Origin of the sequence: Dryocola boscaweniae, assembly GCF_025215095.1 — a bacterium.
In the GTDB taxonomy this organism is placed as follows: domain Bacteria; phylum Pseudomonadota; class Gammaproteobacteria; order Enterobacterales; family Enterobacteriaceae; genus Dryocola; species Dryocola boscaweniae.
On the sequence record NZ_JALHAP010000082.1, the window covers coordinates 142474 to 157263 of the forward strand.

At 52.7% G+C, this 14790-nt stretch carries 15 protein-coding genes; 7 read left to right on the forward strand and 8 right to left on the reverse strand.

The genetic code is table 11. The features are described from left to right. Positions 1 to 138: 138 nt before the first annotated feature. Together cfa and punC are read right to left on the reverse strand one after the other, a co-directional pair. Positions 139 to 1287 (reverse strand): cyclopropane fatty acyl phospholipid synthase, encoded by a 1149-nt coding sequence (cfa, locus tag MUA00_RS18065; protein ID WP_271124375.1) that lies wholly within the window; start codon positions 1285 to 1287, stop codon positions 139 to 141. A gap of 294 nt (positions 1288 to 1581) precedes the next feature. After that, a complete protein-coding gene (gene punC, locus MUA00_RS18070) occupies positions 1582 to 2784 on the reverse strand; it encodes a purine nucleoside transporter PunC (protein ID WP_271124376.1) in 1203 nt (400 codons plus the stop codon). Positions 2785 to 2898: 114 nt separating this feature from the next. On the opposite strand from punC, the gene punR reads away from it, so the two are divergent. Further along, positions 2899 to 3837 (forward strand): DNA-binding transcriptional activator PunR, encoded by a 939-nt coding sequence (punR, locus tag MUA00_RS18075; protein ID WP_271124377.1) that lies wholly within the window; start codon positions 2899 to 2901, stop codon positions 3835 to 3837. Here the strand turns inward: punR and purR are convergent. Next, positions 3834 to 4859 carry an HTH-type transcriptional repressor PurR gene (purR, locus tag MUA00_RS18080; protein WP_271124378.1) on the reverse strand — a complete coding sequence of 342 codons (1026 nt, stop codon included), beginning with the start codon at positions 4857 to 4859 and terminating at the stop codon, positions 3834 to 3836. The two genes, punR and purR, sit on opposite strands and share 4 nt — an antisense overlap. A 295-nt stretch (positions 4860 to 5154) precedes the next feature. On the opposite strand from purR, the gene cydH reads away from it, so the two are divergent. After that, positions 5155 to 5244: a cytochrome bd-I oxidase subunit CydH gene (gene cydH / locus MUA00_RS18085; RefSeq protein ID WP_167607177.1), complete on the forward strand. Its 90-nt coding sequence runs from the start codon at positions 5155 to 5157 to the stop codon at positions 5242 to 5244. Positions 5245 to 5341: 97 nt separating this feature from the next. On the opposite strand, the gene MUA00_RS18090 is transcribed toward cydH, so the two are convergent. Further along, positions 5342 to 6172, reverse strand: coding sequence for a C40 family peptidase (locus MUA00_RS18090; RefSeq protein ID WP_271124379.1), 831 nt, complete (start codon positions 6170 to 6172; stop codon positions 5342 to 5344). A 362-nt stretch (positions 6173 to 6534) separates the two neighbouring features. On the opposite strand from MUA00_RS18090, the gene MUA00_RS18095 reads away from it, so the two are divergent. The 4 genes from MUA00_RS18095 to MUA00_RS18110 all read left to right on the forward strand — a co-directional run bounded on the left by MUA00_RS18095 (position 6535) and on the right by MUA00_RS18110 (position 11273). Beyond that, positions 6535 to 6879 (forward strand): Grx4 family monothiol glutaredoxin, encoded by a 345-nt coding sequence (locus MUA00_RS18095; protein ID WP_271124380.1) that lies wholly within the window; start codon positions 6535 to 6537, stop codon positions 6877 to 6879. Positions 6880 to 7008: 129 nt separating this feature from the next. Further along, positions 7009 to 8409, forward strand: coding sequence for a phenylalanine transporter (gene pheP, locus MUA00_RS18100; RefSeq protein ID WP_271124381.1), 1401 nt, complete (start codon positions 7009 to 7011; stop codon positions 8407 to 8409). Positions 8410 to 8731: 322 nt separating this feature from the next. Beyond that, on the forward strand, positions 8732 to 10267 hold the full coding sequence (locus MUA00_RS18105; protein WP_271124382.1) for a methyl-accepting chemotaxis protein: 1536 nt from the start codon (positions 8732 to 8734) through the stop codon (positions 10265 to 10267). Positions 10268 to 10370: 103 nt separating this feature from the next. Beyond that, the gene (locus tag MUA00_RS18110) at positions 10371 to 11273 is read left to right on the forward strand and encodes an EamA family transporter (RefSeq protein WP_271124383.1); all 903 of its coding nucleotides are present in this window, start codon (positions 10371 to 10373) and stop codon (positions 11271 to 11273) included. A gap of 52 nt (positions 11274 to 11325) precedes the next feature. Here the strand turns inward: MUA00_RS18110 and rnt are convergent, their stop codons facing one another. The 4 genes from rnt to MUA00_RS18130 all read right to left on the reverse strand — a co-directional run bounded on the left by rnt (position 11326) and on the right by MUA00_RS18130 (position 14338). Continuing rightward, a complete protein-coding gene (rnt, locus tag MUA00_RS18115) occupies positions 11326 to 11985 on the reverse strand; it encodes a ribonuclease T (protein WP_271124384.1) in 660 nt (219 codons plus the stop codon). A gap of 96 nt (positions 11986 to 12081) precedes the next feature. Then, the gene (gloA, locus tag MUA00_RS18120) at positions 12082 to 12489 is read right to left on the reverse strand and encodes a lactoylglutathione lyase (protein WP_271124385.1); all 408 of its coding nucleotides are present in this window, start codon (positions 12487 to 12489) and stop codon (positions 12082 to 12084) included. Positions 12490 to 12585: 96 nt separating this feature from the next. Continuing rightward, positions 12586 to 13683 (reverse strand): alkene reductase, encoded by a 1098-nt coding sequence (nemA, locus tag MUA00_RS18125; protein ID WP_271124386.1) that lies wholly within the window; start codon positions 13681 to 13683, stop codon positions 12586 to 12588. A 55-nt stretch (positions 13684 to 13738) separates the two neighbouring features. Further along, a complete protein-coding gene (locus MUA00_RS18130) occupies positions 13739 to 14338 on the reverse strand; it encodes a TetR/AcrR family transcriptional regulator (protein WP_271124387.1) in 600 nt (199 codons plus the stop codon). Between the two features lie 199 nt (positions 14339 to 14537). Here MUA00_RS18130 and MUA00_RS18135 point away from each other — a divergent pair, with 199 nt between their 5' ends. Then, positions 14538 to 14777, forward strand: coding sequence for a DUF1289 domain-containing protein (locus MUA00_RS18135; protein ID WP_271124388.1), 240 nt, complete (start codon positions 14538 to 14540; stop codon positions 14775 to 14777). Positions 14778 to 14790 lie beyond the last annotated feature (13 nt).

Genomic DNA, 14790 nt, shown 5'->3' on the forward strand with positions numbered 1-14790 from the left:
GCGAGATGCATAACTGTTAACGGGATCAACATCGTGACAGGAAGACGTTGTGAAACGTGAAGGAAATCACGTTTTATTAAGAAGGTACAAAAGAAAAGAAAGCCGTCGCCCCGACTGATTAAAGCCGGGGCAATAAAGTTAGCGAGGAACGCGCAGGCCGTTTTCGACGCCGCGGCTAAAGACAACCTGCCAGAGCTGAATATCGCGGGCGCGAAACGCCCCGGCGCAGGCGTTGAGATAATAGCTGAACATGCGTTTGAAACGCTCAGAGTAGTTATCGGCAATCTCCGGCCAACCGGCGAGGAAACGTTCGTGCCAGGCCATCAGCGTTTTGTCGTAATCCGCACCGAAATTATGCCAGTCTTCCATCACAAAATGGCTTTCACTGGCATCGGCAATCTGCCGAATGGACGGCAGGCAGCCGTTAGGGAAGATATATTTATCTATCCACGGGTCCACGTTATTGTCGGTTTTATTCGAGCCGATAGTGTGCAGGAGGAAAATACCGTCGGGCTTCAGATTGCGGTTGGCGACTTCAAAATAGGTGGCGTAATTTTTTGGGCCGACGTGTTCGAACATGCCCACCGAGACAATCCGGTCAAACTGCATATCCAGATCGCGATAATCCTGCAGCAAAATGGTGACATCAAGCCCCGCGCAGCGATCCTGGGCCATTTTTTGCTGTTCGGCAGAAATGGTCACGCCGTGAACCGCCACGCCATAATTCCGCGCGGCGTATTCGGCAAGCCCGCCCCAGCCGCAGCCGATATCAAGCAGGGTCATGCCCGGCTCCATATGCAGCTTATCGCAGATCATTTTGAGTTTTGCGTTCTGCGCTTCGCTAAGGGTGGTTGCGTCTTTCCAGTAGCCGCAGGAATACTGCATATGTTCGTCAAGCATGCGGCTGAACAGATCGTTACCGAGGTCGTAATGCTCTTTGCCGACTATCCAGGCGCGTTTTTTACTTTGCAGGTTAACGAGCCGGGCGGCCGCGATACGAAGTGTGTCTTTTAAATGATGCGGGAGCTGTTTTTCAAGCCCGGCGCGAATAACTTTGCTGAAAAAGATATCCAGACGTTCACAATCCCACCAGCCGTCCATAAAGCTTTCACCAAGACCCAGTGAACCTTCCTGCAGGACGCGTTTAAAAAAATCGGGATGCTTAACCTGAACATCAAAAGGGTGAGGGCCGTTAACGGTAATCCCCGCCCGGGTGAGCATTTCGTTCGCGATACGATACCATTCATTATCTCGTATGCTGACTTCTTCTATACACGATGAACTCATAGCTTCTCCATCACAGCGTGACCAGAACCTTAAAACAGCGTAGACGCTATTTCGGGTATGTGAGAAATCGCACGGAAAAAACCGTGTGCCTGATATCCGACGTAGAACAGAGAAAGGGGCTGGCGCCCGCAAAAAATGACTATCCATAGTCAAACGGAAGCGCAATGGTTCCCGTTAATACATTCATTATAATGATAATAATCGAGCCGCTATTGAGTATATGCCTGTGAATCAGATGATTCAACGCTTTATCGTTAGCAAGCTAATTACATATTTTTTACATTATCGCCTGGGTTACTGAGCGCGCGGAGAAGAAGCTTCTGCCGTTTGCCAGTTATGTACGCTGCGGCGGCGCTGGAGCAGATAGCCCAGCATCGCCAGCACAACGGTGGCTAACATCACGCTTGTGGTGGTAAGCAGCGGCGTGACAACCAGCCATGAAACCACGAGGCTTGCGAAGAAGCATAAGCCAAGCTGCAGCGTGTTTTGCAGCGCAGCGGCTTTACCGGTTGCCTGCGGGAACGGCAGCAGGGCGTTGGCAACCACAATCGGGTAAATCGCGCCGTTCGCCATCGCCATAATGCAGAAAGGAATAAGCAGCAGCGTCAGGTTTGCATGGCCGCTGACCGCGACGGCCCAGGTGCCGAAAACGCTTAGCGTATAAAGCGCCAGCAGCCAGGGCAGCATCTGTTTCCCCTGCCACTTTTGCAGCGCGCTGCGGCAGCCGTAGCCGCCAATCAGGAAAGCGATGGTTTGCGGCATATAGCTCAGGCCAATGGCCGCCGGGCTGTAACCCATATCGTTGAGGATAAAAGGCGAGCCGGTAAGCCACGCGAAGAAACTGGCCGAGCACGCGGCGTAGATCAGCACGTTGCCGCTATATACGCGGGAACGCAGCAGCGACAGGAAGCTCACTTTGTTGTCTGCGGTCTGCGGGTGATGCTGCGTGCGTGGTTTCAGGCGCAGCGTTGGCACCATCAGAATGAGGGTGATAACAAACAGCGTGGCGAAAATCGCCTGCCAGTCGAAATGGTTAAGGATCCAACTGCCCAGTAAAGGAGCCAGCGCGGGAGAAAGCCCAACCAGCGGCATAATAGTCGCGAAGATGCGGTTTGCACGGCTTGCCGGATAGTAATCCGTAACCAGCGCCTGCCAGCTTACTGCCGCAGAACACACGCCCACCGCCTGAATGAAACGCAGCGCGAGCAACGCCGTGGCGCTTTCGACCCAAAGCATACCGATGCAACTTATCGCGAAAATACTTAAGCCCGCTAACAGGACCGGCTTGCGCCCGAAACGGTCAGACATCGGCCCCCACATTAGCTGGGCGAAAGCGAAACCGGCGAGGAACAGGCTAAGGCTTGCGCTCACGGCGGAAGCTTCAGTGTTTAAATCCTGTTGGATAGCGGCGAAGGCTGGCAGGTACATATCGGTGGCAAGGAAGCCCAGCACGCTCAGACCAGCCAACCAGATAAGAAATCCTTTTGATGGTTGCATAGTTTTCTCTTGAATTATTTGCAGGTTTTCAGCGGCGAGAGTGTACGGAGTGCAAAGTGGCTTGTGAAACGCTAATATTTGTAGATTGCGTTCAAATTTTTTGCAGGCAAAAATATGTGGTCTGAATATTCGCTGGAAGTCATAGACGCGGTGGCGCGCAACGGAAGTTTCAGCGGCGCGGCGCAGGAGCTGCACCGGGTTCCTTCTGCCATCAGCTATACGGTGCGGCAGCTTGAAGACTGGCTGGCGGTGCCGCTGTTTGAACGTCGCCACAGAGACGTGGAGCTGACGCCCGCAGGCGCTTTCTTTTTAAAAGAAGGCCGTTCTGTTATCAAAAAAATGATGACGACACGGCAACAGTGTCAACAGATCGCAAATGGATGGCGCGGGCATCTGGCGATCGCCGTCGATAATATCGTTAAACCCGAAAGAACCCGGCAACTGGTGCTGGATTTTTATCGTCATTTCCCGGACATCGAACTGCGCATTTTTCAGGAGGTGTTTAATGGCGTCTGGGATGCGCTGGCGGACGGGCGAGTGGAAGTGGCGATTGGGGCCACGCAGGCCATTCCTGTCGGGGGACGCTATGCGTTTCGCGATATGGGCGCGCTGAGCTGGCGCTGTGTTGTTGCCGTAACGCACCCGCTGGCGCAACGCGACGGGGCGCTTAGCGATGATGAACTCCGCGGCTGGCCTTCTTTAGTGCTGGAAGATACTTCCCGCTCGCTGCCTAAACGTATTACCTGGCTGCTGGATAACCAGCATCGCGTGGTGGTGCCGGACTGGCAGTCAGGCTCGGATTGCCTGAGCGCGGGGCTGTGCATCGGAATGGTGCCTTCGCATATCGCTAAGCCCTGGCTTGAAAACGGCGCCTGGCGCGAGCTGAGGCTTGAGAACCCGTTCCCGGACGCGGCCTGCTGCCTGACGTGGCGGCAAAACGATGCCTCGCCGGCGTTAAGCTGGCTGCTGGAATATCTGGGGGATAGCGAGACGATGAATCAGGAGTGGTTAAGAGAGCCTGAAATCAGTCTTCAGGCTCGGGATAACCTTTAGCGGCGGTAGTCGCGGAACGGACCGTCAGCCACAGAACGACGTTCAATCAGGCGCGGATGCACTTCAATGGTTTGCGACTCTTCACGCTTATTGACGATGCGGTCGAGCAGCATGCTAAAGGCGGTCTCACCAAGAGAATCTTTCGGCTGGTGAATGGTGGTCAGCGCAGGCGAGAAGTAGCGGGCGTTGCGCACGTTGTCATAGCCGATAATGGAAATATCCTGTGGAACGCGCAGGCCCATCTCATCCGCTGCGCAAATCGCGCCCATCGCCATGATATCCCCGCCGCAGAACACGGCCGTTGGGCGATGCGGCTGGTTCAGAATCTGCTGCATGGCGCGGTAGCCGGATTCCGGCTCGAAATCACCCTGCACAATCCAGTTTTCCGGCACGGCGATTTTCGCTTCTTCCAGCGCTTTCATAAAGCCTGCATGACGGCCGCCACCGGTATTACGTTCCATTTGGCCGGGGATGGCGCCAATTTCGCGATGCCCGCGTTCAATCAGATAACGCCCGGCGAGGTAACCGCCGCGGAAGGCGTTATCGACTACGGAATCGGTGAAGTCGGCTCTTGCTTCGCCCCAGTCCATCACAACCATTGGAATATGGCGATACTCTTCAAGCATGGTCAGCAGTGAATCCGGGTATTCAGAACACATAACCAGCAGGCCATCGACGCGCTTTTGCGCCATCATCGACAAATAGGCCCGCTGTTTTTCAAAATTGTTATGCGCATTGGCAAGAATGAGGGTATAGCCTTTTTCAAAGCAGCTATTTTCCACCGCTTCGATAATTTCGGCGAAATAGGGCGCTTCGCTGGAGGTAGCGAGCAGGCCAATGGTTTTGGTGTGATTAACTTTCAGGCTGCGCGCAACGGCGCTTGGCGAATAGTGTAATTCTTTGATCGCCGCCCAGACCGCATTACGGGTTTCTTCTGCCACAAAACGGGTTTTGTTAATAACGTGTGACACGGTTGTAGTGGAAACGTTTGCGCGTTTCGCTACGTCCTTGATTGTTGCCATTAGATGTCACTCCAGGCCATATCGTAAACTCCTGATAATTCGTCTGTTAAACGTTTGCGTTCGCTAACTCCTGAGGCACCTTTTGGGCTGCTGCATGTCGGGGATGCGACATAAAACGGGAGGAGGGCGTTGAATTGATAACACGCGCTAAATTAGCGAGGGATTTTGGCTCATCTTTTATCAAAGTGGAAGAGGGAAAACCAATATCATCTTAAATCCAGGAGGATTTTTACTCCCGATTGTGGGAAAATCACCCGCACATACTCTTTGTAAGGTAATTCAAAGGAGATTTGCGATGAGTACCGATCTGAAATTTTCCGTTGTCACAACGATTGTTGTTTTGAGCCTGATCGTTGCAGGCGCTTTAACAGCAGTGATGCACTGATTAAAAGGGGCCGCAATCGCGGCCCCTTTCTCTTTTCTATCGTCTGGTATCAGCCCTTTCATCAGCGCCGAAACTTTACTTGCCCCGGGGCAGAAGATTAACGAATGGTTTTTGGCGTCATCACGCGCTTAGCGCCAACGTAATGACGTTGCCAGTAATCTTCGCTCAGGGAGGTTATCTGGATATCCTGTCCGCTGCGCGGGGACTGAATAAATTTCCCGTTGCCTACGTAGACGCCAACGTGATCGGCGGTGCCGCGTCCGCGGGTGCGGAAGAATACCAGATCGCCGCTTTCCAGCTCGCCACGGTCGACAGAAGCGGCATCACGCAGGTGATACATTTCATTAGCCGTGCGCGGAATGCGAAACTTAACCAGATCTTTATAGGCATAATAAACCAGACCGCTGCAATCAAAACCGGTACGTGGCGAAGTGCCGCCCCAGCGATACGGCTTGCCAATCTGCCCCATTAACTTATTCATTGCCGTCTTCTGCGCTTTTTGCACACGCACTTTGTGGGCCTGGGCAATGGTCAGATTTTTGTCCGCGTTTACCGCAACACATTTCGCTTTACGACCTTTGCGAGCTTTAGCGCATTGCTGAACAGAAGCGGTGTTTTGGACTTTAGCAACCTGACTGGCTTTTAAGGAAGATTTCTTGCTGGTGGTTTTTGCGAGGTTTTTACTTTTAACGGCTGCCGTTGTTTTCTTCTTTACCGGGGCCGCTGTTTTCTTGCTGGACTTCTTTGTGGAGATAGAACTGGTCTTTTCTTTATTCTTGCTGGCTTTGCTTTTGGTTGGACTTTTCGCAGCCTGAGTTTTAAGCGCGGCAACAGGACGCGCATGCTCGGATGCCTGCGTCAAGGGTATATAAGGCAAGGTAAAAAGCAGAGCACAGAGCGTGATAGAGATTTTTGTTATCCGCGCCACTCGACAATCCCCTGATAAAATGAAGACATGATGAACACCATCATGCCTGCGTGTGATTTTTCCGAAACCAGCCGATTCTAATCCATAAGAAGCAATAAAGTTAATAGCCTTTTTCTCTCTGAGATAAGGTTTCGTTATCGGGCGCAAAAAAAATAACCAATTATCGGCTTATAAGACGATTTATTGATCGAGCACGGGGCATTTTGCAGATTGGCGATATCCGGAAAAGTGTTATTCTTAAAACATGTTTAGCATCCCCCAGCGCCCGGGATTAACCCTGCAAAATTTGGTGTTTTCTGGTGGGGGGGCAACTCGCTACAATGGCAGGCTACTGCCGTAAAAAGGTTTGAGGAAGCAAGACAATGAGCACAATCGAAAAAATCCAACGCCAGATCACAGAGAACCCTATTCTTCTCTATATGAAAGGTTCACCGAAACTGCCAAGCTGCGGTTTCTCAGCCCAGGCAGTTCAGGCGTTATCTGCATGCGGCGAGCGTTTTGCCTATGTGGACATCCTGCAGAACCCGGACATCCGTGCGGAACTGCCAAAATACGCCAACTGGCCAACCTTCCCGCAGCTATGGGTCGATGGCGAGCTGGTCGGCGGCTGTGACATCATCATTGAGATGTACCAGCGCGGCGAACTGCAAACGCTTATTAAAGAAACCGCGGAGAAATACAAATCCGAAACGCCTGACGCCGAATAAGTCTCGCGAAGCAACTGAAAACCAGCCCGCAAATGGGCTGGTTTTTTTTATGTGTTTTTTCCGCGGGTTGCTACTGCTGCTTTCAGATGTTAAAAGGTGCCCCCTCGAATAAAGACACAGGAGAAAGGCGTGAATAACACGTCAGTTGCGGTCGGGACACGAAGCCCGGAAGCGGAAGCTGCGCCGGAAAATGAACAGGCGCTAAACCGGGGTTTGCAAAACCGTCATATTCAACTTATTGCCCTGGGCGGCGCGATCGGCACCGGGCTGTTTCTGGGGATTGGTCCGGCGATTCAGATGGCCGGGCCTGCGGTGTTGCTGGGTTATGGCGTGGCCGGGATCGTCGCTTTTTTGATTATGCGCCAGCTTGGCGAAATGGTCGTCGAGGAGCCGGTCTCCGGATCGTTTGCCCATTTCGCGTATAAATACTGGGGGCCTTTCGCCGGGTTCCTTTCTGGCTGGAATTACTGGGTGATGTTTGTGCTGGTCGGCATGGCGGAGCTCACCGCCGCCGGGATCTATATGCAGTACTGGTTCCCGGCAATCCCCACCTGGACGTGGGTGGCGCTGTTCTTCGTCATTATTAACGCCATTAATCTTGTTAACGTGCGTCTTTACGGTGAAATGGAATTCTGGTTCGCGCTAATAAAAGTGCTGGCGATAGTGGGCATGATTGGTTTTGGCGTGTGGCTGCTTGCCTCAGACAGCGGCGGCGAGCGCGCCGGCATCACTAATCTCTGGCAGCACGGCGGTTTTCTGGCAACCGGCTGGCACGGACTTATTCTCTCCCTTGCGGTGATTATGTTCTCCTTTGGCGGCCTTGAGCTTATTGGGATAACCGCAGCGGAAGCCAGCTCGCCGCAGACGACTATCCCCAAAGCCATTAACCAGGTGGTATATCGCATCCTGCTGTTTTATATCGGTTCGCTGATTGTGCTGCTGTCGCTTTATCCGTGGCTGGAAATTAACTCCAGCAGCAGCCCCTTTGTGATGATTTTTCACGAGCTGGACAGCAATATTGTCGCCTCGGCGCTTAATTTCGTTATTCTGGTGGCCTCGCTGTCGGTCTATAACAGCTGCGTTTATTCCAACAGCCGTATGCTGTTCGGCCTCTCGCTTCAGCGCAACGCGCCAGCTTTTCTTGCCAAAGTTAACCGCGGCGGAGTGCCGGTTAATTCCCTGATCCTTTCAGGCGCCATTACTTCGTTTGTCGTGTTGCTTAACTATCTTTTGCCGCACGAAGCCTTTGGCCTGCTGATGGCGCTGGTCGTAGCAACCCTGCTGCTGAACTGGATCATGATTTCTCTGGCGCATTTAAAATTCCGCGCGGCAATGCGACGTGCCGGGCAGGAGACCCGGTTTAAAGCGCTGCTTTATCCGTTTGGCAACTATCTGTGTATTGCCTTTATGCTGATGATTCTGGCGCTCATGTGCAGCATTGAAGATATGCGCCTGTCGGCAATGTTATTGCCAGCGTGGATAATCTTTCTGTTTGGCGCATTCCGAATACTGCGACGCAAAACGGCTTAGCCTTTTTGACATTATCGGCTTCTGCACTTATTCAGTGCAGAAGGCGTCATAAAAATGAAATAAACAACGCGGTTTAATTTGCTTTAAGTAAATATATTATCGCTACGGTTTAATATAATCTCACAGATATTTTACAAATAGTTATTAAGCTAATGACAACTCCACTTCCACCTCTTTTTTGAATAAATAACGCTTTCCAACCTGCTGAAATTAGAAGAGTATATCGCCGCTCGCGGCCAGCGCTGGCGCGGCAATAACAATATCATTATCTGTTTGCCACTTATCGTGGATTTGCGTTCTTCTTTCACAGCACGGGATTCGTATGAGAATAAATAACCCGGTTTCCGGGCATGAGCAGCTCCTCAAAGTGGGAGAGGCTTTAATGTCGACCACTGATATACATAGTCATATTACTTATGCTAACTCGGCCTTTATTAAGGCGTGCGGATTCACGGAAGAAGAGTTAATTGGCGAGCCGCATAATCTTATTCGTCATCCGGATATGCCGCCGGAAGCTTTTGCCGATATGTGGTCCACCTTACAAGAGGGCGATAGCTGGACAGGGATGGTGAAAAACCGTTGTAAAAACGGCGATTATTACTGGGTTCGGGCGAACGTTACGCCCGTTTATCACCACGGCAAGCTGACGGGCTATATCTCAGTGCGGACCGTGCCGGACAGGGAGGAGGTGCAGGCAGGTGAAGAATTGTACAAGGCCGTAAGAGAAAAACGTGCCGGGCATCTGCGCTTTTACAAAGGATTGGTTATCCGCCGCGGCTGGAAGAGCGTGCTGTCGATATTCCAGCGGCTTTCCTTGTCAAAGCGCCTGACCGGTGCGCTACTGGTCCCAACGCTTGCTATGATTGCGCTGCCTTTTTCGGGCCTGAACGCGATTGCGCAGATATCAATTTCGATTGGGCTATTTATCGGTTTGAATTTATTGTTGCAGCGCCAGGTTGCCGGGCCAGTGAGAACCATCGTGCAGCAGATGCAGAAGATTGTTTCCGGCCAGAAAGCGGATCTGCTCCAGCTTAATCGGGTAGACGATATCGGTCTGATGATGCGCCTGGTAAACCAGTCCGGTCTGAATCTGCGATCGCTTGTGGATGATGTCGGGACGCAAATCAGCGGCATCAGCGATATTACTCACAAGCTTGCGACCAGCAGCAAAGCAATGAGCGAACGCACCGACGAAACCTATGCGCATCTGCAACAAACGGCGGCAGCCATCGAAGAAATTTCCGGGGCGGTTGAGCAAACAGCCGATACCTCAGCCCAAACCACGCACATGGCCGTTCAGGCCAGCGCCATGGCGGTCGAGGGCAAGGAGATGATGAAGAAAACGCTACATATGATGGAATCCATGGCGCAGGCAAGCCAGCATATCGTCGAGATAATCAGCGTTATTGACCAGATTGCTTTCCAGACCAATATTCTGGCGCTTAACGCCGCGGTTGAAGCGGCGCGCGCGGGCGTGTCAGGCCGGGGATTTGCGGTAGTGGCTGCGGAAGTTCGTCATCTGGCGCAGCATTCGGCAACGGCTGCAAAAGAGATAAAAAATCTTATCGACGATAACGTGACGAGCGTCAGCTCAGGCGTTGGCATGGTGAAAAAAGCCGAGAAGCACATCAGTGAGATGGCGGAGGAAATCGTGCGCATGACCGCGCTTATCAGAGAGATCGGCGATGCAACCCGCGAGCAAACCGGCGCGCTGGCGCTGATCAACAGCTCCGTTGAGCGTATTGGCACTATGACGCAAAACAATGCCGATATGGTTATTAACGCCGGAACCGTGGTGGATAACCTCAATTTGCGTTCGGTACGATTAAGCAGCGCCATTAACGTTTACGGCAGCTAATTTTGCTAAACCGGACATAACGCTTTGTTATGTCCGGCAATTAATCCGCTCCGATTTACGTTATCATGCCGCCCTGGACATCCGTTGTTAAAGGGGAGGGGTAATGAGCGTTAGTCGGAAAGGAATGCTGTATGTGCTGTTCGCGGCGGTGTTATGGGGCAGTTCAGGCGTGTGCGCCCAGTACATCATGGAACAAAGCCATATCTCCTCTGAGTCGCTCACCATGCTGCGCCTGCTGTTTTCTGGTTTGATTCTGCTGATGCTGTCTTTTATGCATGGCGACAAAATTTTCGCCGTGTTTAAACATCGTCAGGACGTCATCTCGCTGTTGGTCTTTACGCTGTTTGGGGCGTTAACCGTGCAGCTTACCTTCCTGCTGACTATCGAAAAATCTAACGCCGCCACGGCGACGATCCTGCAGTTTCTTTCGCCTACGATTATTGTCGCCTGGTTTGCCCTGATGAAGAAAAAGCGATCCGGGAAACTGGTTTTTGCCGCTATCGGCACCTCGCTGATGGGGACTTTTCTGCTGGTGACGCATGGCGATCCTACCTCGATTTCTATTTCTTCAGGGGCGCTGTTCTGGGGAATAGCCTCGGCGTTTGCCGCCGCGTTTTACACCACATTCCCGTCGGTGCTTATCGCCCGTTATGGCACGCTACCGATTGTCGGCTGGAGCATGCTGCTGGGCGGCGTAATGTTGGCGCCATTTTATGCAAATCAGGTCGGCAGTTTTACCGCCAGCGGCGGGACGATTTTTGCTTTTTTCTATCTTGTAGTGGTGGGAACGGCGATTACCTTTAGCCTCTATTTGACCGGCGCACAAATGATTGGCGGGCCTAAGGCCAGTATTCTGAGCTGTGCAGAACCTTTGAGCAGCGCGCTGTTATCGCTGCTGCTGTTGGGCATCACTTTCACCCTGCCGGACTGGCTTGGTACATTGCTTATTCTTTCTTCGGTGGTTCTCATCTCGCTGGACTCACGCGGAAAACTTCACGCCAGCTAGTTTTTGGGCAAAAAAAAGCCGCTTTAAGCGGCTTTTTCGAAACTAATTATTTTTATATTTCGGATGCGGGTTGTTCCGGCATCGGCAATGGCCAGCCGCCAAATCGCTTCCAGCGGTTGACGATTTCACAAAACAACAGCGCGGTTTGCTCGGTGTCGTACAACGCGGAGTGCGCCTGGCTGCTGTCAAACTGCAGACCCGCTGCGATACAGGCTTTTGCCAGCACGGTTTGGCCTAACGCCAGACCGCTCAGCGCCGCGGTATCAAAGGTCACAAACGGGTGGAACGGATTGCGTTTTAACGATGCGCGCTCGGCTGCGGCCATCATAAAACTGTGATCGAACGTGGCATTGTGCGCCACCATTATCGCCCGGTTGCATCCGCTGTCTTTAATGCCTTTACGCACCATTTTAAAGATGGCGTGCAGGGCTTCGTACTCGCTGACTGCGCCACGCAGTGGATTGTGCGGGTCGATACCATTGAAGGCCAGCGCTTCCGGTTCGAGGACTGCGCCCTCAAAAGGTTCGACATGGAAATGCAGCGTTTCATCAGGGGTCAACCAGCCGTCTGCGTCCATCTTGAGCGTGATGGCGGCAACTTCCAGTAACGCGTCGGTTTTGGCATTGAAACCTGCGGTTTCAACGTCGATGACTACCGGATAAAAACCACGAAAACGGTCGCACAGGCCAGGCAATTGCGTGTTGTCAGACATCAGGATCTCTTAATACGGGGAAAATGCAGCGCGCATTATGGCAAATTTCACAGAGGGTTGCAGTAACGGGCGTTAACAACGCCCGTTAAAAGAAGATCAGTTGCCCAGGCCTTTGCCTGCGTCTTTGCTTTCGATAAGCTCGATTTTGTAACCGTCCGGATCTTCAACAAAAGCGATAACGGTGCTGCCGCCTTTTACCGGGCCGGCTTCACGAGTGACGTTGCCGCCGTTATTGCGAATGCGTTCACAGGCTTCCGCTGCGTTATCCACGCTCAGTGCGATGTGCCCATAGGCATTGCCCAGGTCGTAGCTGTCCACGCCCCAGTTGTAGGTCAATTCGATAACTGCTTCTTCGGTTTCCGGGCCGTAGCCGACGAAGGCCAGGGAGTATTTGTATTCGGTATTTTCGCTGGTGCGCAGCAGGGTCATGCCCAGCACTTTAGTATAAAATTCGATAGAACGTTGCAGATCGCCAACACGCAGCATGGTGTGAAGTAAGCGCATAAAATCCTCTTAGAATTAAACGTTTAACCACAAGAAACGTTTTTAAAATGTGAGGTAAGTATAGCGGCGATTGCGCGCCGCTATCAATGGAAGGGATTATAAAGTTGGGTAATCGGTGTAACCTTCCGCGCCGCCGCCGTAGAAAGATTCAGGGCGTTGCGGATTAAGTTCCGCGTTGCGATGCAGGCGTTCCACCAGATCCGGGTTCGCAATGTAATCACGGCCAAAGGCTACCGCGTCGATTAACCCTTTGGTGATTAAATCTTCTGCTTTTTCAGGCGTATATGCGCCCGCTCCGATAATAACGCCGCTGAAACGCTCGCGTACTTTGCGGCGGAATTCTTCGCTATAAGGCTTACCGCCGGCCCAGTCTGGCTCGGACATGTGCAGATAAGCGATGCCGCGCTTACTCAATTCTTCAATCAGATAAAGCGCATCAGCTTCTTCATCCGGGCCGTTGTCGACGTTCTGGAACGTTCCGACTGGCGACACGCGGATGCCAATGCGATCGGCGCTCCATTCTTTGCTCACGGCGTCAATCACTTCCAGCACCAGACGGGCGCGGTTTTCGCGGCTGCCGCCATACTGGTCGGCACGGTGGTTAGAAGACGGAGAAAGGAACTGGTGCAGCAGATAGCCGTGCGCGGAGTGCAGCTCAACCAGGTCAAAACCTGCATCGCGAGCGTTGCCTACAGCCTGGCGGAAATCGTTCACGATGCCGGGAATCTCTTCCGCTTCCAGCGCGCGAGGCATGGAAGTATCAACGCGGATCGCATTGCCATTTTCGTCACGCAGGGAAGTGCGGGTGCCCGCGGAAATAGCGGATGGCGCGACAGGCGGCTGGCCATCAGGTTGGAGGCTGGCATGGGAAATACGGCCGGTGTGCCAGAGCTGCACGGCAATACGGCCATTTTCAGCGTGTACGCCGGCGGTGATTTTCTTCCACGCTTCGATTTGTTCAGCGCTGTGCAGACCCGGCGCGCCTTCATAGCCTTTAGCCTGAGCGGAAATCTGGGTCGCTTCGCTGATGATAAGCCCGGAGCTCGCGCGCTGGCGGTAGTATTCACCCATCAGCGGAGTAGGAATATCACCCGGCACGATGCTGCGCAGACGCGTCAGCGGAGCCATGAAAACACGGTTTGGCGTAGTAATCGCGCCCACTTTCAGTGGAGTAAATAATTTATCTGCTGGCATGCAATATCCTTGAGTAGACCGGTCGTCTAGTAATGGAGTAAATAAAAAGAACCTGTCAGCAGACAGGTTCTGCGATTAGACGATTCACATAGATAAGCGCGCTTTCCAGCGGGACCGCACTACGCGAAATCTTCGCCTGCAGGCTGGCGCCCAGCCACAGAGCATAAATCGTTTGTGCAAGGCTCAGGGTGTCGCCTTCGATCACGAGGCTTTTTTCCGCCTGACCCTTTTCCAGCGCGTTGGCCAACTGGCTGATTATCTGCGCAGCGCCTTTGTCCAGCGCGCCGCGCATATCTTCGGAGAGATCGCAGACCTCAGCCGAGAGTTTTACCGTCAGACAGCTAATCAGGCTGCTGTGCTGGCAGAACCAGGTAAGACCTTCCTGATACCAGCCCAACAACTTTTCACGATAGCTGCCGCTACCCTGACAGAAATGCTGCTGCAACCGCTGGTTATAACCTGCGTAATAACGCTCCAGCATGACCACGCCAAACGCTTCTTTCGAGCGGAAGTAGTGATAAAAAGAGCCTTTCGGTACTTCGGCGGTGCGCAACAGTTCGCTTAATCCCATGCCGGTAAAGCCGCGCTGCAGACAAAGCTGCTCGCCGGTGGCAAGGAGATGTTCACGAGTATCATGTGCAGGGTTTCTGTTCATGGCGACAACTGTAATAGACCAATCAGTCTAGCGCAAGATGCAGGCGCACAATTTTTCAGAGACGCTGTATTCGCGGCGGGCGTCCCTCACCGGACAGAAAATAATTTTGCGCGCGCGGGTGCAATAAACAACCTTCTCAGCTTGCAAGCTGGTGATTGTCGGACTTCAATTGTAGGAAGATTGATAGCGGGGGACGTGAGTGCCAGAACAGCTTGAGTTTTTTCCAATCCAGAGCCCGTGCCGTGGAATTTGCCAGTCGGATGAACGCGGTTTTTGCCGCGGCTGCATGCGCAGCAGGGACGAGAGATTTAACTGGCAGAAAATGAGCGACGCGCAAAAACAGGATGTGCTGCGTCTTTGCCGCCAGCGTTTTTTGCGTAAGTTACGAGCAAATAACAGTTCTGCACCTGAAGAACCGCAGCAGCCCTCACTTTTTTAATTGCTTAACCCCG